Origin of the sequence: Pandoraea bronchicola, assembly GCF_902459805.1 — a bacterium.
Classification (GTDB): domain Bacteria; phylum Pseudomonadota; class Gammaproteobacteria; order Burkholderiales; family Burkholderiaceae; genus Pandoraea; species Pandoraea bronchicola.
Genome location: NZ_CABPST010000012.1, coordinates 67,359 through 87,540 on the forward strand (window position 1 = coordinate 67,359; position 20,182 = coordinate 87,540).

The 20,182-nt window shown below is 63.7% G+C and carries 19 protein-coding genes, 1 pseudogene and 1 riboswitch; of the genes and pseudogenes, 4 read left to right on the forward strand and 16 right to left on the reverse strand.

Going from position 1 to position 20,182, the window contains the following annotated elements; translation table 11 throughout:
* Positions 1–13: 13 nt before the first annotated feature.
* The 8 genes from PBR20603_RS19310 to PBR20603_RS19345 all read right to left on the reverse strand — a co-directional run bounded on the left by PBR20603_RS19310 (position 14) and on the right by PBR20603_RS19345 (position 6,173).
* Complete coding sequence (locus PBR20603_RS19310; protein WP_150561112.1) at positions 14–769, reverse strand: ABC transporter permease; 756 nt, start codon at positions 767–769, stop codon at positions 14–16.
* Positions 766–1,692 (reverse strand): ABC transporter ATP-binding protein, encoded by a 927-nt coding sequence (locus PBR20603_RS19315; RefSeq protein ID WP_150561113.1) that lies wholly within the window; start codon positions 1,690–1,692, stop codon positions 766–768. Before PBR20603_RS19315 ends, PBR20603_RS19310 begins: the two co-directional genes overlap by 4 nt.
* Positions 1,693–2,012: 320 nt before the next feature.
* Positions 2,013–2,270: an STAS domain-containing protein gene (locus PBR20603_RS19320; RefSeq protein ID WP_150561114.1), complete on the reverse strand. Its 258-nt coding sequence runs from the start codon at positions 2,268–2,270 to the stop codon at positions 2,013–2,015.
* Between the two features lie 4 nt (positions 2,271–2,274).
* Positions 2,275–2,895, reverse strand: coding sequence for an MlaC/ttg2D family ABC transporter substrate-binding protein (locus PBR20603_RS19325; RefSeq protein ID WP_150561115.1), 621 nt, complete (start codon positions 2,893–2,895; stop codon positions 2,275–2,277).
* A 188-nt stretch (positions 2,896–3,083) separates the two neighbouring features.
* A complete protein-coding gene (locus PBR20603_RS19330; RefSeq protein WP_150561116.1) occupies positions 3,084–3,977 on the reverse strand; it encodes an MlaA family lipoprotein in 894 nt (297 codons plus the stop codon).
* Between the two features lie 5 nt (positions 3,978–3,982).
* On the reverse strand, positions 3,983–4,537 hold the full coding sequence (mlaD, locus tag PBR20603_RS19335; RefSeq protein ID WP_150561117.1) for an outer membrane lipid asymmetry maintenance protein MlaD: 555 nt from the start codon (positions 4,535–4,537) through the stop codon (positions 3,983–3,985).
* A 53-nt stretch (positions 4,538–4,590) separates the two neighbouring features.
* Entirely contained in the window at positions 4,591–5,358 is a 768-nt protein-coding gene (gene mlaE, locus PBR20603_RS19340; protein WP_150561118.1) for a lipid asymmetry maintenance ABC transporter permease subunit MlaE, read from the reverse strand.
* A complete protein-coding gene (locus PBR20603_RS19345; RefSeq protein WP_150561119.1) occupies positions 5,355–6,173 on the reverse strand; it encodes an ABC transporter ATP-binding protein in 819 nt (272 codons plus the stop codon). The genes mlaE and PBR20603_RS19345 overlap by 4 nt, the downstream gene beginning before the upstream one ends.
* A gap of 341 nt (positions 6,174–6,514) precedes the next feature.
* Between PBR20603_RS19345 and PBR20603_RS19350 the strand changes: the two genes are divergently transcribed.
* Positions 6,515–7,009 (forward strand): GNAT family N-acetyltransferase, encoded by a 495-nt coding sequence (locus PBR20603_RS19350; RefSeq protein ID WP_246174850.1) that lies wholly within the window; start codon positions 6,515–6,517, stop codon positions 7,007–7,009.
* 51 nt (positions 7,010–7,060) lie between these two features.
* Here PBR20603_RS19350 and PBR20603_RS19355 read toward each other — a convergent pair whose 3' ends face one another.
* The 4 genes from PBR20603_RS19355 to PBR20603_RS19370 all read right to left on the reverse strand — a co-directional run bounded on the left by PBR20603_RS19355 (position 7,061) and on the right by PBR20603_RS19370 (position 10,511).
* Positions 7,061–8,254 (reverse strand): thiamine phosphate synthase, encoded by a 1,194-nt coding sequence (locus PBR20603_RS19355; protein ID WP_150561121.1) that lies wholly within the window; start codon positions 8,252–8,254, stop codon positions 7,061–7,063.
* A gap of 65 nt (positions 8,255–8,319) precedes the next feature.
* On the reverse strand, positions 8,320–9,165 hold the full coding sequence (locus PBR20603_RS19360; RefSeq protein ID WP_150561122.1) for a thiazole synthase: 846 nt from the start codon (positions 9,163–9,165) through the stop codon (positions 8,320–8,322).
* Between the two features lies 1 nt (position 9,166).
* Complete coding sequence (gene thiS, locus PBR20603_RS19365; protein WP_150561123.1) at positions 9,167–9,364, reverse strand: sulfur carrier protein ThiS; 198 nt, start codon at positions 9,362–9,364, stop codon at positions 9,167–9,169.
* A 16-nt stretch (positions 9,365–9,380) separates the two neighbouring features.
* Positions 9,381–10,511, reverse strand: coding sequence for an FAD-dependent oxidoreductase (locus PBR20603_RS19370; protein WP_150561124.1), 1,131 nt, complete (start codon positions 10,509–10,511; stop codon positions 9,381–9,383).
* A gap of 133 nt (positions 10,512–10,644) precedes the next feature.
* Positions 10,645–10,772: riboswitch (TPP riboswitch) on the reverse strand.
* A 241-nt stretch (positions 10,773–11,013) separates the two neighbouring features.
* Here PBR20603_RS19370 and PBR20603_RS19375 point away from each other — a divergent pair.
* The 3 genes and pseudogenes from PBR20603_RS19375 to PBR20603_RS19385 all read left to right on the forward strand — a co-directional run bounded on the left by PBR20603_RS19375 (position 11,014) and on the right by PBR20603_RS19385 (position 14,789).
* Positions 11,014–12,532: pseudogene (locus PBR20603_RS19375) on the forward strand (ABC transporter ATP-binding protein/permease).
* 110 nt (positions 12,533–12,642) lie between these two features.
* The gene (locus PBR20603_RS19380; RefSeq protein WP_150561125.1) at positions 12,643–13,446 is read left to right on the forward strand and encodes an SDR family NAD(P)-dependent oxidoreductase; all 804 of its coding nucleotides are present in this window, start codon (positions 12,643–12,645) and stop codon (positions 13,444–13,446) included.
* An 83-nt stretch (positions 13,447–13,529) separates the two neighbouring features.
* Positions 13,530–14,789: an MFS transporter gene (locus PBR20603_RS19385; RefSeq protein WP_150561126.1), complete on the forward strand. Its 1,260-nt coding sequence runs from the start codon at positions 13,530–13,532 to the stop codon at positions 14,787–14,789.
* A gap of 204 nt (positions 14,790–14,993) precedes the next feature.
* On the opposite strand, the gene PBR20603_RS19390 is transcribed toward PBR20603_RS19385, so the two are convergent.
* The 4 genes from PBR20603_RS19390 to PBR20603_RS19405 form a co-directional block, all read right to left on the reverse strand.
* Positions 14,994–15,926 (reverse strand): SMP-30/gluconolactonase/LRE family protein, encoded by a 933-nt coding sequence (locus tag PBR20603_RS19390; protein ID WP_150561127.1) that lies wholly within the window; start codon positions 15,924–15,926, stop codon positions 14,994–14,996.
* Positions 15,923–16,747 carry an NAD-dependent epimerase/dehydratase family protein gene (locus PBR20603_RS19395; protein WP_150561128.1) on the reverse strand — a complete coding sequence of 275 codons (825 nt, stop codon included), beginning with the start codon at positions 16,745–16,747 and terminating at the stop codon, positions 15,923–15,925. The genes PBR20603_RS19390 and PBR20603_RS19395 overlap by 4 nt, the downstream gene beginning before the upstream one ends.
* Before the next feature lie 175 nt (positions 16,748–16,922).
* Positions 16,923–18,233: an MFS transporter gene (locus tag PBR20603_RS19400; RefSeq protein WP_150561129.1), complete on the reverse strand. Its 1,311-nt coding sequence runs from the start codon at positions 18,231–18,233 to the stop codon at positions 16,923–16,925.
* Positions 18,234–18,692: 459 nt separating this feature from the next.
* Positions 18,693–20,159 carry a glutamate synthase subunit beta gene (locus tag PBR20603_RS19405; protein ID WP_150561130.1) on the reverse strand — a complete coding sequence of 489 codons (1,467 nt, stop codon included), beginning with the start codon at positions 20,157–20,159 and terminating at the stop codon, positions 18,693–18,695.
* Between the last annotated feature and the right edge of the window lie 23 nt (positions 20,160–20,182).

The following is a 20,182-nucleotide window of genomic DNA, read 5'->3' on the forward strand; positions in this document are numbered from 1 at the left end:
ATCCTAGAGAAGTTCAGTGACGCAGTTTGTAGCCGCGGCGCAGCAGCGTCAGCGCCACAATAGCGAGTATCAGGAAAGTCGCGCCGACGACAGCGAGGCTGGTCTGCGGAGCCACGTCGGACACGCCGAAGAAGCCGTAACGGAACCCGTCGATCATGTAGAAGAACGGATTGAAGTGCGAGACAGCCTGCCACAGCGGCGGCAGCGAGTGAATCGAATAAAACACGCCCGCGAGGAACGTTGCCGGCATGATCAGGAAGTTCTGGAACGCCGCGAGCTGGTCGAACTTTTCAGCCCAGATGCCAGCGATCAGTCCCAGCGTACCGAGAATTGCCGCGCCGAGGAACGCGAAGCCGATGATCCACAGCGGTGCGGCGAACGACAGATGCGTGAACGCCGCCGTCACCACGAAGACCCCCAGACCCACCGACAGCCCGCGCACCACGGCGGCGAGCACGTACGCGCCGTACATCTCCCAATGCGAGAGCGGCGGCAGCAGCACGAACACGAGGTTGCCCGTGATCTTGGACTGGATCAGCGACGAAGAGCTGTTGGCGAACGCGTTCTGCAACACGCTCATCATCACCAGACCCGGCACGAGGAAGGACGTGTAGGTAATCTGGTCGTACACCTTCACGCGATCTTCGAGCACGTGGCCGAAGATCATCAGATACAGCAGTGCGGTAAGCACCGGCGCGCCCACGGTCTGGAAGCTCACCTTCCAGAAGCGCAGCACTTCCTTGTAGAACAGCGTGCGAAAGCCGATCATGCTGCCACCTCCTGCGCGCGCGAACCGGACATGATCTGCACGAACACGTCCTCGAGATCGGCCTTCTGAATGTCGATGTCCTCGACGATGCAGCCCGCCGCCCGGCAGGTGGCGAGAATCGATTCCACTTCGTCGCAGCCCGCCAGACGCAGCGCGAACTGATGGCCCCCCGTATCCTGGCCGTCGACCAGCAACGGACGCAGTTCGTCGGGCAGCGTGCCCTGCTTGAAGCGCAGCACGAGGCGTGTGCCCGCGAAGCGCTGGAGCAACGACGCGGTGCGTTCGAGCGCCACGACTTCGCCGCGCTTGAGCATGGCAATGCGGTCGCACAGCGTTTCCGCTTCTTCCAGATAGTGCGTGGTCAGCACGATAGTGTGGCCTTCGCGGTTCAGACGCGAGATGAATTTCCACAGCGTCTGACGCAGTTCCACGTCGACCCCGGCGGTCGGCTCGTCGAGCACGATCACCGGCGGACGGTGCACGAGCGCCTGCGCCACGAGCACACGTCGCTTCATGCCGCCCGAGAGCTGGCGCATGTTGGCGTTCGCCTTGTCGGTCAGATCGAGGTTGGCCATCACTTCGTCGATCCAGTCGTCGTTGCGCGTGAGCCCGAAGTAGCCGGACTGGATACGCAGCGTTTCACGCACGGAGAAGAACGGATCGAAAACGAGTTCCTGCGGCACCACGCCGAGCTTTCGGCGGGCATTGCGGTAGTCTCGCACCACGTCGTGGCCGAGCACGCTGATATTGCCTGCATCTGCGCGCGCGAGGCCCGCAAGAATGCTGATCAGCGTGGTCTTTCCAGCGCCATTGGGGCCGAGCAAACCGAAGAATTCACCTTCTTCGATCGAGAAGCTGACGCCCTTGAGCGCCTGCAACGCCTGATAGCGTTTTTTGACGTTACGGATTTCGATGGCGGCCATGGACTGCACGCACCCGTCTTGGCGGGTACGTCATTGTGTTCTCCGGTCACGGCCGGCCGTGTGCGCAGACCGCTGAGGTTGCGGCAGCAGCCATATCGGCGGCAAGGGAGCCCGGATGAGGATAACTGCCCAAAAGTTGGCAGAAAACCCCTGATTATAAAGGAAGCCGGTACCCGCCGTGCTCACAGCCGGCCGGATACCCCGTAATGCCCTGTAACCCCCGTAACGCGCGACGTTCCGCCTGCGCCACCGCCCGCCCATAAAAAAAGCGCCGTTGCGAGACGGCGCTTTCACGAGGGGCGGCAGTCCGGCCAGGCGCATCAGCTCGAGAGCAGATGATCGACACCGTACACCAGCGCAAGGCTAGCCAGCCCCGCGGGCAAGTTAGTGAACGCCAACGTCGCACCGCGCCGCACCGCGTGACGGCGCAAGGCCAGCAACACGGCGAGCGCCGACGAGTCGAAATGCGTCAGCCCGGCGCAATCGATCTGGGTCTCGCCCGCGTCGATGCGATCGATCGCCTTGGCGAGAACATCGCCGGCGGTGTCGTGCGTGAGGTCGGTCTGCAACGCTAGCATGCGCTTACTTGCCGCCTGCGAGTTGCTGGTTGCGCTCGGTCAGGAACTTGATCAGGCCATCGACGCCCGACTGATTGACCTTCTCCGAGAACTGGTTGCGGTACGTCTGAATGAGCCAGGCGCCCAGCACGTTCAGGTCATACAGTTTCCATTCGCCGCTGGCGGTCTTGTACAGACGGTAGTCGAGTTCGACCGGCTGACCGTTGTTGATCACGTCGGTGTAGACCACGGCATCGGTGTCGTTCGGCTGACCACGGAATGGCTTGTAGTTGACCTGCTGATCACGAATCTGGGCGATGGCACCCGCGTATGTGCGCAGCAGCAGGGACTTGAACTGTTCCGTCAGTTGCTGACGCTGGGCTTCGGTAGCTGTCGCCCAGGCACGGCCCGTTGCCAACTGCGTGGTCCGCTTGAAGTCGGCGTGCGGCATGATCTTCTGCTCGACCAGCTTCGTGATGCTGTTCAGATCACCCTTCTGGATATTCGGATCGCTCTTGGCGGCGGACATCACTTCGGTCACGGTCTGCTTGACCAGCACGTCCGGGGCCTGCGCCTGCGCCATCGCGGAGCCGGCAGCGGTGTAAGTCATGAACGCCATGACGGGAATGAGCCAGAACTTCTTCATTGTGGACTTCCTCTTTCGAGTGACGAGTATTGCGGGTTTGGATACCCGCGTCGCGCCTTGAGTTCTCGGGATGACGGCAGTGTCGTGTAACAAACTGTTGCCCGGTGGGCCTGCCGGCGACGCCCTGGCTAGCAGGGCGCACTGTCATATTTGCGGATCAACGCCGTGCCTTGCGCGATCAGCGTCGATCAACGACGGAACGGCAGGCCGCCCGGCACCATCGTGCCAGGCACTGGCGAGCCTTGCGGCGCTTCCGGTTCGGCTTGTTTGCCCGAGGTCGGGGCCGGTGCGCTCACGCCCGATGCGGGCGCAGCCGGCATCGGTTGGCCGCTCGTGCCGCCAGCGGCAGCCCCGGCCGCGCTCCCTTCGTCGTCATAGTTCGGCAGGGCGGCGTCGCCCGATGCACCGCCGTTGATCAGGTACTTGCGACGCGCCAGATAGGCGTCCCGAGTAAACGAGTACGGATCGAGTGCAGCCGCTTCGAGCAGGTTCGACGCGTCGAGCAGGTTCGCCCGCGTGTTCACCAGACGCACACCATAGACCGAGTAGCTCACCCAGTCCGGCTTGATGTAGGAGGTCGGGTCGATGAACATGTTGCCAGCCATGCCGACCGTGTCGCGCACCGTGCTCGGGCCGAGCAGCGGCAGCACGAGATACGGGCCGTCGGGCAAGCCCCATTTGCCGAGCGTCACACCGAAATCCTGGCTATGCTTGGGCAGCCCGGCAGGCGTTGCGAAGTCGAACAAACCGCCCACGCCGAAGACCGTGTTGATCGTCAGGCGCATCAGATCCTGCGTAGCGGCCGTGACCTGCAACTGCAACAGATTGTTGGCGAAGTTGTACACATCGCCCACGTTCGAGAAGAAGTTCGTGACCATATCGCGCGCCGGTTCCGGCACCGCGAACCGGTAACCCTTGGCCACCGGAACCAGAACCGCCTTGTCGAGCGTGTCATTGAACGTATACATCGAACGGTTGAAACCTTCGATGGGGTCAGCGGGACTCGGGTTGGTGACAGTAGCGCAACCTGCCAGCGCCATCGCGCCAGCGGCCAGCACTGCCGAAGTACGGAAGCTGGTCATTTCTTTTATTTTCCTTGGGTTACCGTTGCTGCCCCTTGCGCCGGCGTGGCAGCGGGCGCTGCCGGCGCCTGCGCAGCCGATGCGCCGCCCGCCTGGGCGCCACCGGCATCCGCCGCCTTGTTGTACAGGAACTGGCCGATCAGGTTCTCCAACACGATCGCGGACTGGGTGAGCGTGATCGTATCACCGGCCTTGAGCATCTGATCGTCACCGCCAGGCTCAAGTCCAATGTATTGCTCACCGAGCAGGCCCGACGTCAGAATCTTCGCCGACGAGTCCTTCGGGAACAGATATTGCGAATCGATATTGAGCGTGACATCGGCGAGATAGCGCTTGTCGTCAAACTTGATCGACGCCACGCGACCGATCACCACGCCCGCGCTCTTGACCGGAGCGCGCGGCTTGAGGCCGCCGATGTTGTCGAAGCGCACCGTCACCGGATACGAACTTGAGAACGACAGCGAACTCATGTTGCCTGCCTTGAGCGCGAGGAACAGCAGCGCTGCAAAGCCGAGAACCACGAACAGGCCAACCCAGAAGTCGAGGGGGTGTTTTTTCATTGTGTCAGTGTGCGCAAACTGTCTGTCTATGTCTTGGCAGGCACGTTGGCCCGTTAGCTGAACATGAGGGCCGTGAGCAGGAAGTCGAGGCCGAGTACGGCGAGCGACGCCTGCACCACCGTACGCGTGGTCGCACGCGACACGCCCTCCGGTGTCGGATGCGCCTCAAACCCCTGATACAGCGCGATAAATGTGACGGCAATGCCGAACACGATGCTCTTGATGACGCCATTGGCGACGTCGGCCCAGACGTCTACGCCGCCCTGCATCTGCGACCAGAACGCGCCGGTATCCACACCGATCAACTGCACGCCGACCAGATAACCGCCAAAAATACCCACGGCCGAGAAGATCGCCGCGAGAATCGGCATCGCGATCACACCGGCCCAGAAGCGCGGGGCGACCACGCGCGCGATCGGATCGATCGCCATCATCTCCATGGCCGTCAGTTGTTCACCTGCCTTCATCAGGCCGATTTCGGCCGTGAGTGAAGTACCGGCGCGTCCCGCAAACAGCAATGCCGTCACCACCGGGCCCAACTCACGCACCAGCGAGAGCGCCACGAGCAGCCCCAGCGCCTGCTCGGAGCCGTACTTGTTGAGCGTGTAATAGCCCTGCAAGCCCAGCACGAAGCCAACGAACAGGCCCGAGACGGCGATGATGACGAACGAATAGTTGCCGACGAAATGAACCTGGTCAGTCACCAGACGCGGCCGGCGCAGCAGCGCACCGCTCGACGAGAGCATGCGCAGGAACAAGCGAGCGCCGTAGCCGACACGCTCGACGTGGCCGCGAACAAAACTGCCGATGGTGGTAATCATGCACGCGCTCCGATACCGAAATCTTCCGCGAGCGGTGGCGCGGGATACTGAAACTTCACCGGGCCGTCCGGCTGCGCATCGATGAACTGGCGCACCGTCGGGTCGCTCGAGGCACGCAGCGCGTCGGGCTCACCCTCGGCAGCAATGCGGCCTTCGCTAATGAAATAGATGTAGTCGGCAATGGCAAACGTTTCCGAAACATCGTGCGAAACAATGATGGACGTAGCACCCAGCGCATCGTTGAGCTTGCGAATCAGATTCGCCGTAATGCCCATCGAGATCGGGTCCAGACCGGTGAACGGCTCGTCATACATGACGAGATCCGGGTCCAGTGCGATCGTGCGTGCGAGCGCCACACGGCGCGCCATCCCGCCCGAGATCTCTGCCGGCTTCATGTCGCGCGCGCCGCGCAGGCCAACCGCATTGAGCTTCATCAGCACGAGATCGCGAATGAGCTCCTCACCGAGCCGGGTATGTTCGCGCAACGGGAACGCCACGTTGTCGAACACCGTCATGTCGGTAAAGAGCGCGCCAAACTGGAACAGCATGCCCATGCGTCGACGCAACCGGTACCAGCCGTCGCGGTCGAGCGAAGCCACGTCGGTGCCGTCGAAATCGACCGTGCCTCGGCTCGCATGCACCAGCCCGCCGATCAGGCGCAGCACCGTCGTTTTGCCGCAGCCCGAGCCCCCCATCACAGCAATGACCTTGCCGCGGGGAAACCGCATATTCAACCCGGAAAGCACCAGCCGTTCGCCATAACCAAAGCTAACGTCGCGCAATTCGAGCAAATTTTCCGGATTCGGGGTAGGCACGTTTCGGGTCTTATAGTGCGGCGCAAAACGCCAATTATAGGGGGGAATGCCGATTGATGCCGCCCAAGAGGGGCGGGTGAAAGCGAGGATCGGCGTAGCCCCGCGGCATTCTACAGGGCCTTCGCGGGTTCGCCTCGCCGCGTTCCGATCTGTGCAACAGACAAAAAACACAACGGCGCCAAGGACTTACCGAGACCTCCGCCCGCATGGGTGTTGCGCCGTTGCTACAATATGGCGTTTCGCGCAATAACTCATTGACTCGGATGTCCCCTGCCAAGCCATCGCCTTTCCGCCCCCTTTCGCCGCAATCCACGGAGACGTCGAGATTTCGGATTCGTCCGATGCGACCCGGCGATATTTCCCAAGTATTGACCGTGCAGGCACAGGCCTATCGCGATCTGATGCACGAGTCGGAAGCCACACTGGCCTCGCGGCTCACGCTGTCGCCGTCCACCTGCTGGGTTGCGGTGGACGCTGGCTCGGCGGATGCGCCGGTGGCTGGCTACCTGTTCACGCACCCCTGGCACATTACCGCCCCGCCGCCGCTGGACACCGTGCTCGACGCACTGCCCGACGCGCCTGACTGCTGGTACGTCCATGACATGGCGCTCGCGCCCCGCACGCGCGGCGCGGGGGTGGCCAGCCAGCTCTATGCGGTTGCCCTGGCGTCAGCACAGTCGCTGGGTTTGCGGGCATCGGCACTTGTCGCGGTGCAGCAATCACAGGGATTCTGGGCACGCTTCGGTTACGCCGTCGCGACAGATGTCTCGCCAGTGATCGCCGCCAAGCTGGCGGGGTACGGAGACGGTGCGGCGTTCATGACACGCGGCCTGTAACGCCTCCCAAACCCTCCCACCCCCTCCCAACCCGCAGCACACTGCGGCGTGTCACCCGCGCCGCGCAAACTCCCGCTGCATCCCTTCCACGGCGGCCGCCACATCGGCGGCCTGCGTCACGGCGCGCACGACCGCCGCGCATCGCACTCCTGTATCGAGCACCCGCGAAAGATTATCCGCGTCGATGCCACCAATCGCGACCAGGGGGTAATGCGGCGCAACCAGCTTCACATACCGCGCCAGCTTCGCCAGTCCCTGTGGCGCGGTCGCGATCACCTTGGTCGTCGTCGGAAACACGGCACCGACCGCCAGATAGCTCGGCCGGAAGTGGTGCGCCGCGAGAATCTCGTAATAGCCATGGGTGCTGATGCCTAGCCGCATGCCACTCGCAAACAGCGTCGCCACCTCGTCGGCCGAGAGCGCCGCCATGTCCTCCTGTCCGAGATGCACGCCGTAGGCGTTTGCCTGCGCCGCCTCGCGCCAATGGTCGTTGATGAACCATGCGCTGTCGCGCGTCACGCGCCGCCCGGCGGCCACCGTGCGCGCAATCTCGGAACGCAACGCGGGGTGTGCAGGGTCCTTGATCCGCAACTGGACGGTGCCGACCTGAAGATCGGCCATGCGCTCGCACCAGCCGGCGTCGGGCAACACGGGATAGAGGCCGAGGTGTGACGGGCATGCCGGGAAGCCCCCTGGCGACGGCACCTGTCCGAGCACGGCGGGGAAGGTCTCGAGCACCGTCGGCCATGCGCCCAGCGTGTCCGCATCTTCCGATCGGGCGTGGCTGCCATCGGTGCGCCAGGCGCGCGCGAGAACGAGTGCGTCTTGCGGCACGAATCCGCAATCGAGAAACGCGGCGAACGCGGGGAAGAAAGCAGGATCGTCGACGCCCGCAATTCGATAGACGGCGTCGCGCGTATAAAGCGCATCTTCCACGTGCCCGTGCGCAAGCGCGTGCGAACACAGCACGACGGCACCCGCCGCGCGCCATAGCTCGATCTGCGCCGACGCTGCCGTACCCAGCGCGCCTTGCGGAGCGAGCGGCCACCAGACCACGTCGCCTTTGCCTGCGCTGGCGGGCGTCTGGGCATGCAGACGCCAATGCGGCGACGTGCTGTCCTCGGGCCACGGCGCAAGACGCGCACGAATGCCGGCAGCGGCCTGCTGCCATGCCGTGGCAAGCGGTGCGTCGGCGGGCAGGCATTGCACATGCGACAACGTGGCGGCGCCGGTATGCGTCGTCATGAATTTTCCTTGTGAATCGGGCGGTGCGGGGTGGCGGCGAAATCCGGGCGGGCGTCGAACGACGTTCAGACGCCCGTCTGGTGCCAGAACGGCACACCGACCACCGGCGTGCTGGCTTCGGCGCTCTCGCGTTCGGCCATCGGCCCGGCGAGCCACGCGGCCCGTCCCGCCTTGATCGCAGCGGCAAACGCACCGGCCATTTCCACCGGTTGCGCGGCGAGCGCCACGGCGGTGTTGAGCAGCACACCATCGTACCCCCACTCCATCACCTGACAGGCGTGCGACGGCAGACCGAGCCCCGCGTCGACGATCAGCGTCGTATCCGGCAGGCGGTCGCGCAGCAGCCGCAAACCGTACGGATTGATCACGCCCTTGCCGGTGCCGATCGGCGCGCCCCACGGCATCAGCGCCTGACAACCCACGTCGAGCAGACGACGGCACAGCACCAGATCTTCCGTGCAATACGGCAGCACCTTGAAGCCGTCGCGAATCAGTTGTTCCGCGGCAGTGACCAGACCGAACGGGTCGGGCTGGAGCGTGTAGTCGTCACCGATCAGTTCGAGCTTGATCCAGTCGGTCTCGAAGACTTCGCGCGCCATCTGCGCCGTCGTCAATGCCTCCTGCACGGAATGGCAGCCTGCGGTATTGGGCAGCACCGGCACCGCGAGACGGCGCAGCGTTTCCCAGAAATCACCTTCGGAGGCCTGCCCCCCAGTGCCCGACAGTTGACGGCGCAAGGCCACCGTCACCATGCCCGGACGGGCAGCGTCGATGGAATCGTTGAGCGCTTGCAGCGACGGGTAGCGCGCCGTGCCGAGCAGGAAACGGCTGCCAAAGCGGGTGTCGTACAGCGTGAGCGCGTCGCGCGCGCTGCCTGCGGCCACGTTGGCCGATTCGGTGAATGCGTTCATTTCAGCCTCCGGCCACCGGTTGCACGACATCGATCTTGTCGCCCTGCGCGAGCGAGCGCGCCGCATATTGTGTCTTGGGCACGAATTGCCCGTTGATCGCCGCCGCGAACGGCGGCTTGGCGCCGTAGGCGGCCAGCGCCTCGGCCAGCGTCGCCGTCTCGGCCACGCTCAATGTCTGTTGATTGATATGGATGTCCATCGCGTACAGCTCCCTCTCATGCCTGACGGAACAGGTCCGGCCACGGCCGGCTCGCTCGCCACGTCTCCCAGTCGAACGCGTGCCCCACTCCCGCTTGCGCGCCCGTCGATTGCATCAATGCCTGCGCCAGCGCGCAAGCCTCTCCCGTGACGGCCGGCGCCAGCAGATAGCCGTGCCGGTACAAGCCATTCACACGCAGCACGCGCGCACCGTCCCACTGCACACGCGGCAGATGATCGGGCAGCGCGGGGCGGCAGTTGACGTTCAACTCGACAATGCGCGCCTCGCCGAACGCCGGGTTCAGCGAATGCGCCGCCGATAGCAGTTCGAGCGCCGAACGCACAGTCATCGGCGACATGTCCTCGGACTCGAGTTCGGTCGCGCCAATCACATAAAGATCGTTTTCCTTGGGAGCGATGTAGATTGGGTAGCGCGGATGCAGCAACCGCACCGGCCGGCGCAACCCGATACCCGGCGCGTGAATCCGCACCACTTCGCCACGCACGCCGCGCAAGCGCGTCAGCGCCCCGCGCGCGCCCAGCCCGCGGCAATCGATGACGAGACCGGCGTCGGGATACTGCCCTTCAGCGATCTGCGTGTGCCAATGCAGTTCTGCCCCGGCCTTCGCAAGACCCGCCGCCAGCGCGCGCAGCAGTTGACGGTTATCGAGCTGGCCCTCGTTCGGCAGCAACCAGCCTTCCTGAAAACGCCCGGCAAGCGCGGGCTCGACATCGGCCAATTGCGCGCCCGCCACCCGCTCGACGCCCCCGCGAAGCAATGCCGGCGGGGCGTTCGCGCGCATGCGGCGGTCGAACATCACGGCCTCGGCCCGGTCGGGCTGATGCCACACGACCAGCGTGCCATTGCGTTGGAAGAAGACATGCTCCGGCAGGCCATCGATCAACGACGGCCAGCGCTCGAGACCGGCAGCCCCCATCTCGACGATGCTCGGCTCGGCCACGGCCGCTTCGGCCAACGGCGCGAGCATGGCAGCCGCCACCCAGCCCGCAGCGGACGACCCGTCGGCGTCACCCCGCTCGTAAAGCGCCACGCGCGCACCCGCGCGAATCAGTTGCCAGGCCAGAAGACGGCCGCAGAGCCCGCCGCCGAGTACGGCAATGTCGGCACGGGAGGTGGACGCGCTCATACGCGCACTGCCGCGCAAGCCGTCACGGCGCGCAGGCACTCAGGGGAATAAGCAGGATTCGTTGGAAGGCAGCGCATGGGGTCCTTTCCTCATGAAAGCAAAAGGACGAAACGGTGTCAGACACCTTACCCCACTGGAGGAGTCGGAAACTTCCCACGCCGGTATTACCCGGGTCGGGTGCAAAGGGTCTCTCTCAGCCCCGTGACATCGTTACGCATGGTCAACACCTGCGTCCGACACGGAGCACCCCTGTTTCGCCCGCAGCCATTACAACATAGATGCCGACGCCCGTGCAAGCTGGGTTTCCGGCCGGTTGCACGTCCGTTGCGTCTCGTTTTTTGACGAATCGCCCGGGCCTTGTAACGGCACGTAAACTGAATTTTGACGTGACGCGGGTCTCGGACTGTAATTCGTGCAACGCAGCATCCGGAACTGCGGTCAAATGAGCCGTCGTCCTCCTTATCACTAGCTTGCACTACTGCGGCAGCGCCGCCAGACGATCATGGTCCACACGCCGAAGCTCCCCCAGCCTCCCGAGGTGCCGCCGGGTGGCGAACCCATTAGCCCCGCGCCCAAGCCACCGAAGCACCCCACGGCCTGGCAGTTGATCCGCCCCTACTGGGTGTCGGAGAAACGTTGGGAGGGACGCCGGCTGCTCGCCCTCGTCGTGGCGCTCAACCTTGCGGTTGTGTTCATCAACGTGCGTCTGAATGCGTGGAATGCCGGTTTTTACGACGCCCTCGACAAGCGCAACTGGCCCGTCTTCAAGTCATCGCTCGTCGAATTTGCGGTACTCGCCTTCAGCTTCATCGTCATTGCCACGTTCCGCACGTACTTCCGCCAGATGCTCGAAATCCGCTGGCGGCAATGGGTGACGGACACGAATCTGTCGAAGTGGTTTTCCCATCAGGCGTATTACCGCATCGAGCGCGACCATCTCGCCGACAACCCCGACCAGCGTATTTCGGAAGACATCCGCACCCTTGTCAGTTCGTCGCTGGCGTTGTCACTCGATTTGCTGACGACGCTCGTCTCGCTGTTCTCGTTCATCACGATTCTCTGGACCATCTCGGGCGCGGTGTCGTTCGTGCTGGGGGGCATGAACATCACGATTCCCGGCTACATGGTCTGGGTCGCGGCGCTTTACGCCCTCGTGGGCTCGTACTTCATCTTCAAGGTCGGCCGCCCGCTTGTCGGGCTGAGCTATCGTCAGCAACAGGTGGAAGCGGATTTCCGTTTTCTGCTGGTGCGTCTGCGCGAGTCGGCCGAGCAGGTGGCGCTCTATCGCGGCGAAGGCGCCGAGCTATCGCGTCTGAAGTCGGCGTTCGGCGCCGTGCGCGATAACTGGTGGCAGATCATGGTCGTGACCAAGCGCCTGATCTTCGCGAACTCGATTTACGGGCAGATCGCCATCGTCTTCCCGATCATGGCGGCCGCGCCACGCTACTTTGCGGGCGCGTTCACGCTCGGCGTACTCATGCGGATCATCGATGCGTTCGGGCTGCGGCAAAAGCACCATGCTGCGCGCGCTCGCCGGCTTGTGGCCCTTCGGCAGCGGACGCATCGAAGTGCCCGCGAATGCGCGCGTGCTGTTCCTCTCGCAACAGAGCTATCTCCCCATCGATACGCTGAAGGCCGCGCTGGCGTTCCCCTCGTCGCCCGAAACGTTTACCGATGCCGAATGCCGCGAGGCGTTGAGCGCCGTCAGTCTCGATCAGTACGTTGACGAGCTGCACACGGTCGCGCACTGGGCACGGCGGCTCTCGGGCGGAGAACAGCAACGGATCGCCGCCGCACGCGCGCTGCTGCAAAAGCCCGACTACCTGTTCCTCGACGAAGCGACCAGTGCGTTGGACGTGGAAACCGAAGAGGCCGTGTACGAGGCGTTACACACGCGTCTGCCCGGCACGGCGATGGTCAGCGTCGCCCATCGCGAGACACTCGGGAGCTTCCATCAACACACCCTGACGTTGCATGCGGCGAACGATGTCGAACGCTCACGCGTCGTCGGAGCCGCTTAGGACGCATGCACACCAATTCATTCACTTCCTAAATAATATTGACGCGCCTGTCCCGGCGCACAAGGGCTTTGGCATAATCACGAGCACCCTTTGCTTGCCCCGGGCTCATCGTGACCACCCCTGTCTCTTCCTCCTCCGGCCAGTCTCACCACCGCGCCGGACGCACTATCGTCGTGACCGGTGCCGCTTCCGGCATCGGCGCGGCCATCGCCCGTCGGCTCGCCTGCCCGGATACCCGTCTGCTGCTGCATACCCGCGGGGCGTCCGAGGCAAGTCAGGCGCGGCTCGCCGAGGTGCGTGAGGCCTGCGAGGCGCTCGGTGCGCAGTGCGCCGTCTGGCTCGGCGATCTCACGGAAACGTCGGCCGCCGCACGTCTGATCGACGCCGCGCACGACGCCTTCGGGCCTGTCGACCAACTCGTGAGCAACGCTGGCTTCGCCACGCGGCAAAGCCTTGCCGACCTCGACGACGACGCCTTCGCCCGCACGCTCGCGGCAATGCCGGGCGCATTTGCTGCGCTCCTGCGCAGCGCGTTACCCGATCTGCAACGCTCGCCACAGGCCAGCGTGATTGCCGTCAGCTCGTTCGTGGCGCATCGCTTCACGCCGAATCAACCCGGCTTTCCCGCCACGGCCGCCGCCAAAGCCGCCATCGAAGCGCTCGCCAAGAGCGCCGCCGCCGAATACGCGCGCTCAGGCGTGACGATCAATTGCGTTGCGCCCGGTTATACGCGCAAGGACGGCGGACACTCGGCCATCGACCCGGCCGCATGGCAGCGCGCGGCCGACGCCACACCGACCAGACGTCTCTGCGAACCCGACGATATCGCCGCGCTCGCCGTCTTCCTGCTCGGCCCGCACGCGCGCCAGATCACCGGACAGGTGATTCACGTCGACGGCGGCCTGACACTCTGAATCACAAGTGACGCCGCGCACGCACAAGAAAAAACACACGTCACACACATAACGACAAGCACACGATCCACCGAGGAGTCTTCATGGCATTTTTTTCCTGGTTCAAGGAACTCAACACGAAGGAACGCAAGGCCCTGTATGCGGGCTTCGGCGGCTATGCCGTCGACGCGTTCGACTTCATGATCTATTCCTTCCTGATTCCCACACTCATTGCGGCATGGGGGATGACGAAAGGCGAAGCGGGCATGATCGCGACCAGCTCGCTCATCTCGTCGGCCGTGGGCGGGTGGCTCGCGGGCATTCTCGCGGATCGCTTCGGCCGCGTACGCGTGCTGCAATGGACGATTGCCACGTTCTGCCTGTTCACGTTCCTCTCGGGCTTCACGAACTCGTTCTGGCAGTTGCTCATCACGCGTACGTTGCAGGGCATCGGCTTCGGCGGAGAATGGACCGTCGTCACGATGATGATGGGCGAGATGATCCGCTCGCCCCAGCATCGCGCGAAGGCGGTCGGCACGGTGCAGAGCAGTTGGTCGGTCGGCTGGGCCGCCGCCGCGCTGCTGTACTGGTTCTTCTTCGCCGTTCTGGACGAAGGCACCGCATGGCGCGCGTGTTTCTGGATCGGTATCGTGCCGGCGCTGTGGATCACGTACGTGCGCCGCAACGTGTCGGACCCCGAGATTTTCACGCAAACCCGCCGCAAGATCGCCGAGGGCAAACTGCAAGGCAATTTCATGCAGATCTTCGCGCCTGAACACCTCAGGACGACGATCCTCGGCAGTCTGCTGTGCTCCGGCATGCTGGGCGGCTACTACGCGATCACCACGTGGCTGCCGACCTATCTCAAGACGGTGCGCGGCCTCTCGGTGTTCAACACGAGCGCGTATCTGATCGTGCTGATCGTCGGCTCGTTCGTGGGCTATATCGTCGGCGCGATTCTCTCCGACAAACTCGGACGCCGCGGCGCCTTCATCTTCTTCGCGGTCGCATCGTTCCTGCTCGGCATGGCGTACACGATGCTGCCGATCACCGACAGCGCGATGCTGCTGCTCGGCTTCCCGCTCGGGATCGTCGTGCAAGGTATTTTCGCGGGCATCGGCGCGTATCTGACGGAGCTGTACCCGAACCACATTCGCGGCTCCGGACAAGGCTTCTGCTACAACCTCGGGCGCGGAATCGGCTCGTTCTTCCCCATCGCCGTCGGCATGCTCGCGCAGACCGGCTCGCTCGTGAAGGCCATCGGCCTGGTCGCGGGTGGTGGTTATCTGCTCGTGGTTGTGTGCGCGCTGCTGCTGCCCGAGACGCGCGGCAAGTCGCTCGTCTCAGCAGACTTCACGCACTGAGCGCCCATTAGCGCCCATTAGCAGCCGTTAGCGCCATCGGCACGCCGATGGCAAAACGGGACGCCGGATCGCCTACCGCTGTCGATCCGACGTCCCGCCGCCTCACCGGGTGGCCATCCGTGTAAGCCAGCCATACCGGAACCACTTCCGCAGTGCTCGCCGCTTATGCGCTTACGCGCGGCGTCGCGACCGACATACCCCCGCCTACACACCTGCCGCCGAAAACGTGCCAGCCAATCCGGCATAGGGCACTTCCGGCAGTCCCTGCACGCCGCAACGCACGGCGAAAACATGACCATCGTGCTCGTTGGCGCCCGCGCCCGGACGAATCGACGTCACGAACAATGTATCGAAGTCGCGGCCGCCGAACGCGCACATCGACGGCTTCGACACCGGCAACACGATCTCCCGATCCAGCTCGCCCGCAGGCGTGAAGCGTAGCAACCGGCTGCCGTCGTTGGCGCAGGTCCAGTAGCCGCCATCGGCATCGACGGCCGCGCCATCCGGACGCCCCGGATACCGATTCATGTCGACGAACAAGCGCTGCGCGCTGATCGCGCCGGTGTCGGCATCGAAATCGAACGCCCATATGCGACGACGCGCCGGGTGCGAATCGCTAAGATACATCGTGCGGCTGTCGGGCGAAAAGCCCAGACCGTTCTGCGTGACGAGGCCATAGACGAGCGGCGCAGAGAGCCGGCCTTCGGCATCGAAACGGAAAAGCGACCCCGCGCTGCTTGCGAGCGACATGTCCTGCACCATCGTGCCCGCCCAGAAGCGGCCCTGACGGTCGCATCGTCCGTCGTTAAAGCGCATGCCCGGCGCGGGAAACTCAGGCGCGGCCAACCGCTGCCAATCGGATGCCGCGATGACGCCGGGTTGCCCCAGACGCACCGCAAAGAGCCCGCTTTCGCCCCCCGCGAGCAATGTGCCAAAGGCGTCAAACGAGAAGCACGCGACCTGCTCCGGAAAGGTCCATTGGCAGTGCTCGCCGTCGGCGGGCGTCACCCGATGCAATTGCTTCGCGGGGATGTCCACCCAATAGAGCGCCTGCTCGTGCGCACGCCATAGCGGACTTTCCCCCACGGCATGCGGCGTCTCGCGCGACGGCTCGAGCCTCTCGATGGACACGCTCATGCCTTGGACTCCATCGGCCCCAGCAACACGAACGGGCCCCCCTGGAAGCGCTGCGTCCAGTCGTCCATCTGTGGATCGGGGGCCGTGGGCGGGAACAGACCGGTGAATTCGGCCGAGCTGTCTTTCGGGCGAAAGCCGAGGAATGCGGCCTTCGTGTTGTCGACCCACAGTGTGGGGTTGTCCGACACGCCATAGACGATGGCATGTCCCACGCGATTCGTGAACAGCGAGCAACGCACGAGTTCGACGAAATCGCGATAGCTCAGGTACGTCACCATCATGCGCGGATTCTTCGGTTGCTCGAACGACGATCCGATGCGCAGGCACACGGTTTCGAGGCCGAAGCGGTCGAAGTAGTAGCGCGATAGGTCTTCGCCGAAGCACTTCGAGATGCCGTACATGCCGTCCGGGCGATGCGGTGCGTCGGCATCGAGCACTTCCGTCACGGGATGGAAACCGACCGCATGATTCGAGCTGGCGTAGACGATGCGCTTCACGCCCTGCTTCTGCGCCGCGCTGTAGACGTTGTACAGGCCAAGGATGTTGGCTTGCAGAATGTCGTCGAAAGGGGCTTCGACGGAGACGCCGCCCAGATGCACCAGCGCATCGACACCTTCGAGCAACGCGTGTACCGCGGCGCGATCTGCCAGATCGACCTGCATGGCTTCTTCGTGCGGTGCATCGGCCGTAAGCGGCACGATGTCGCTCACGCGCACGATGTCCGCCCATTCGGCGAGCTTGCCGCGCAGTTGTTTGCCAAGATTGCCCGCCGCGCCGGTTAGCAGCAGACGGCGGAAGGGTTTGCCGGAAGTCTGGCTCATGTCACTCCTTGTTCATCGGTAGATGCAATGCATGCCACGACGCATCGCCTCAGCAAAACCGACGCCACGCCGCATACCCAAGGGGGCGCGTGCAGCGCGGCGTACGTCAAATCATCGGGCGCCGATGTCGTGCACCGCTGCACCACTCGCCGTCGTTGGCACATGAAACCTTCCGCTACGCATTCGCCGTTCGCCCCATGTCGACTCGCTTGACCGGCGACGGCGTGGCCGTGCCCGTGACGCCGGGCTTGACCACCGTCCACAGAATCACCGCGCCGATCAGATCGCCCAGGCCGAGCGCCACGAAGAACGGGGCATAGCCGACGGCCGTCACGAAGGTGCCGATCACCAGCGTGAAGAGCAGGTTGCCAATGCCGGCAGACAGCCCGGCCATGCCCGTCACCGTTGCCACTTCATTGCGCGGGAACAGGTCGGCCGACATCGAGATCACGCTGATCGAGAGTGTCTGGTGGGCGAATCCGCCCAGGCAGAGCAGGAAGATGGCCATCATCGGATCTTTGACGAAACCCACACCGCACATCGCCGTCATGATGATGGCACCGATCGTGAACACGACGCGCTTGCCGTTGAAGATCGTGATCTTGAAATGCCTGTTCAGCCACACGGAGACCGTGCCGCCCATCAGACAGCCGATGTCCGCCGCCACGAACGGCAGCCATGCCGTCGCGGCAATGGTCTTCAGATCGAAACCGCGCGCCTGATTCAGGTATAGCGGCATCCAGAATACGATCGTGCCCCACACCGGATCGGCGAAGAAGCGCGGCAGGGCGATGCCCCAGAAATTGCGCTGGCGCAGAATGGAGATGAGATTCGGCTTGCGGGCATCGGCGGCGGCGTCAACGGTCTTGCCTTCGTTGATGTAGTCGGACTCCGCTTTCGTGAGCGCCGGATGATCGGTCGGGTGACGGTAGAACGCGAACCACAGCACGCCCCACACCAGACCGAGAGCGCCCGCAATCACGAACGCCGTTTCCCAGTTGTAGCGCATGATCGACCATGCGATCAGCGGCGGCGCCAGAATCGCGCCGATCGACGTCCCGATGTTGAAGATGCCGGCGGCGAGCGCGCGCTCCTTCGACGGGAACCAGAACGCTGCGGCGCGCATACCGGCCGGAATGAACGACGCCTCGGCCAGCCCCAGCAAACCGCGCAACACGAACAGACCGATCCAACCGTCTGCCAGACCGTGCAGCATGCACACCACCGACCACATCACACCGCACAGCAGAAAGCCCAATCGCAGGCCGATGCGGTCCATGAGGTAACCGGTGAGTGGCGCACCGATCGGATACAGCACGAGGAATGCGCCGGTAATCCAGCCGTATTGCTGGGTGGTAATGTGGAGATCCTTCATTACCGTGGGGGCGGCAACGGCAAGCGAGCTGCGCGCAAGGTAGTTCATGACCGTGCCGAGTGTCAGCAGTCCGATCATCCACCAGCGCAGGCCTTTGATCTTCAGTGCCATGATGGTTGTCTCTCTCCGTGAGTCTTCTTATTGCGAGTCCGTAACTCGCATGGAGAGGCATCCTACGTGAGACGATGTACGATGACAATGGCCGAATCTGCGGTTTACGGATAATCCCTAGTCTTTCTCCCGGCACCGTTCGCCAGCGCTGCGACCCTTATTAACACTGAATTTTTCACATTTTGGGAGAGTTTGCCCACATATGAATGGTCTGAAGCAATGTTTCGTTGTATGACATCCTATATTTAGCCATCTGCTGGGTTTCACTGCCCGCCAGTGTTCGCCAGATCCGTGAAAGCGGGGCAAATGGGCAAGAAAAAACCGCCCGGACGTTGCCGTCCGGACGGTTTCTCCACAGTGACGCAGTTGCCTACCCCTGCGCCCCTCCTCTCAACCCCGTATTTGTGGTTTTGGCAGGCATCACCTGCGCGCCCCCTCCCAGAAGGGGCGCTTTGATGCTTAGCGCGGCAGTTCCGAGTGCCCCATGAGGAACTCGTCGACGGCACGAGCGCACTGACGGCCTTCGCGAATCGCCCACACCACCAGCGACTGACCGCGACGCACGTCACCGGCCGCGAACACCTTCGGCAGGTTCGTCGTATAGGCACGCTCGCCTTCGGTCGAGGCACGCACGTTACCGCGCGCATCCTTGTCGACACCGAATGCTTCGAGCACGGTCTGCAGCGGCGAGACGAAGCCCATCGCGAGCAGCACCAGATCGGCCTTGAGTTCGAATTCCGAGCCGGGCACTTCCTGCATCTTGCCGTCCTTCCATTCGAGACGCACGGCGATCAGCTTCTCGACCTTGCCGTTCTTGCCCTCGAAGCGCTTCGTCGCCACCGACCAGTCGCGTTCGCAGCCCTCTTCGTGGCTCGACGACGTGCGCAGCTTGACCGGCCAGTACGGCCACACCATCGGCTTGTTTTCCTGCTCGGGCGGCTGCGGCAGCAGCTCGAACTGCGTCACGTGCTTCGCGCCGTGGCGGTTCGACGTCCCCACGCAATCGGAGCCGGTGTCGCCACCGCCAATCACGATCACGCTCTTGCCCGTGGCCAGCAACTGGTTCGCCAGCTTGTCGCCCGCATTGACCTTGTTTTGCTGCGGCAGGAATTCCATCGCGAAATGGATGCCCTCCAGCTCACGGCCCGGCACCGGCAGATCGCGCGGCTGCTCCGCGCCACCGGCGATGACCACGGCGTCGAACTGCGCCTGCAACTGTTCCGGCGAAATCGTCTCTTTGGAGAAGTTGTTGATGTGCGCGTCGGGGTCGTCCTTGCCGACGTAGACGCTGGTGCGGAACGTCACGCCCTCGGCTTCCATCTGGCGCATACGGCGATCGATCAGCCACTTTTCCAGCTTGAAGTCGGGGATGCCGTAACGCAGCAGGCCGCCCACGCGATCGTTCTTTTCGAACACGGTGACGTCGTGACCGGCGCGCGCGAGTTGCTGCGCCACGGCCATGCCCGCCGGGCCCGAACCGACGACAGCGACCGTCTTTCCGGTCTTGTGCTTCGCGGGTTGCGGCTCGACCCAGCCTTCGCTCCAGGCCTTGTCGATGATCGCGTGCTCGATCGACTTGATGCCCACCGCGTCGCTGTTGATGTTCAGCGTGCAGGCGGCTTCACACGGTGCCGGACAGATACGGCCCGTGAACTCCGGAAAGTTGTTCGTGGAGTGCAGCACCGAGATCGCCGACTTCCAGTCCTGGCGATACACCAGATCGTTGAAGTCGGGAATGATGTTGTTGACCGGGCAACCGTTGTTGCAGAACGGAATGCCGCAGTCCATGCAGCGTGCGCCCTGCACCTTTGCCTGATCGTCGGAGAGCGCGAGCACGAACTCCTTGTAGTGCTTCACGCGTGCCAGCGGTGCTTCGTACGACTCGCTCTGGCGCTCGAATTCGAGAAAACCTGTGACCTTGCCCATGTTTCTTCAGCCGGAAAGTTTTG

Bases quoted from the DNA above. Each gene is read 5' to 3' on its own strand.
- PBR20603_RS19310 (WP_150561112.1), bottom strand. From the start codon at position 769: ATGATCGGCTTTCGCACGCTGTTCTACAAGGAAGTGCTGCGCTTCTGG.
- PBR20603_RS19315 (WP_150561113.1), bottom strand. From the start codon at position 1,692: ATGGCCGCCATCGAAATCCGTAACGTCAAAAAACGCTATCAGGCGTTG.
- PBR20603_RS19320 (WP_150561114.1), bottom strand. From the start codon at position 2,270: ATGCTAGCGTTGCAGACCGACCTCACGCACGACACCGCCGGCGATGTT.
- PBR20603_RS19325 (WP_150561115.1), bottom strand. From the start codon at position 2,895: ATGAAGAAGTTCTGGCTCATTCCCGTCATGGCGTTCATGACTTACACC.
- PBR20603_RS19330 (WP_150561116.1), bottom strand. From the start codon at position 3,977: ATGACCAGCTTCCGTACTTCGGCAGTGCTGGCCGCTGGCGCGATGGCG.
- mlaD (WP_150561117.1), bottom strand. From the start codon at position 4,537: ATGAAAAAACACCCCCTCGACTTCTGGGTTGGCCTGTTCGTGGTTCTC.
- mlaE (WP_150561118.1), bottom strand. From the start codon at position 5,358: ATGATTACCACCATCGGCAGTTTTGTTCGCGGCCACGTCGAGCGTGTC.
- PBR20603_RS19350 (WP_246174850.1), top strand. From the start codon at position 6,515: ATGCGACCCGGCGATATTTCCCAAGTATTGACCGTGCAGGCACAGGCC.
- PBR20603_RS19355 (WP_150561121.1), bottom strand. From the start codon at position 8,254: ATGACGACGCATACCGGCGCCGCCACGTTGTCGCATGTGCAATGCCTG.
- PBR20603_RS19360 (WP_150561122.1), bottom strand. From the start codon at position 9,165: ATGAACGCATTCACCGAATCGGCCAACGTGGCCGCAGGCAGCGCGCGC.
- thiS (WP_150561123.1), bottom strand. From the start codon at position 9,364: ATGGACATCCATATCAATCAACAGACATTGAGCGTGGCCGAGACGGCG.
- PBR20603_RS19370 (WP_150561124.1), bottom strand. From the start codon at position 10,511: ATGAGCGCGTCCACCTCCCGTGCCGACATTGCCGTACTCGGCGGCGGG.
- PBR20603_RS19385 (WP_150561126.1), top strand. From the start codon at position 13,530: ATGGCATTTTTTTCCTGGTTCAAGGAACTCAACACGAAGGAACGCAAG.
- PBR20603_RS19390 (WP_150561127.1), bottom strand. From the start codon at position 15,926: ATGAGCGTGTCCATCGAGAGGCTCGAGCCGTCGCGCGAGACGCCGCAT.
- PBR20603_RS19395 (WP_150561128.1), bottom strand. From the start codon at position 16,747: ATGAGCCAGACTTCCGGCAAACCCTTCCGCCGTCTGCTGCTAACCGGC.
- PBR20603_RS19400 (WP_150561129.1), bottom strand. From the start codon at position 18,233: ATGGCACTGAAGATCAAAGGCCTGCGCTGGTGGATGATCGGACTGCTG.
- PBR20603_RS19405 (WP_150561130.1), bottom strand. From the start codon at position 20,159: ATGGGCAAGGTCACAGGTTTTCTCGAATTCGAGCGCCAGAGCGAGTCG.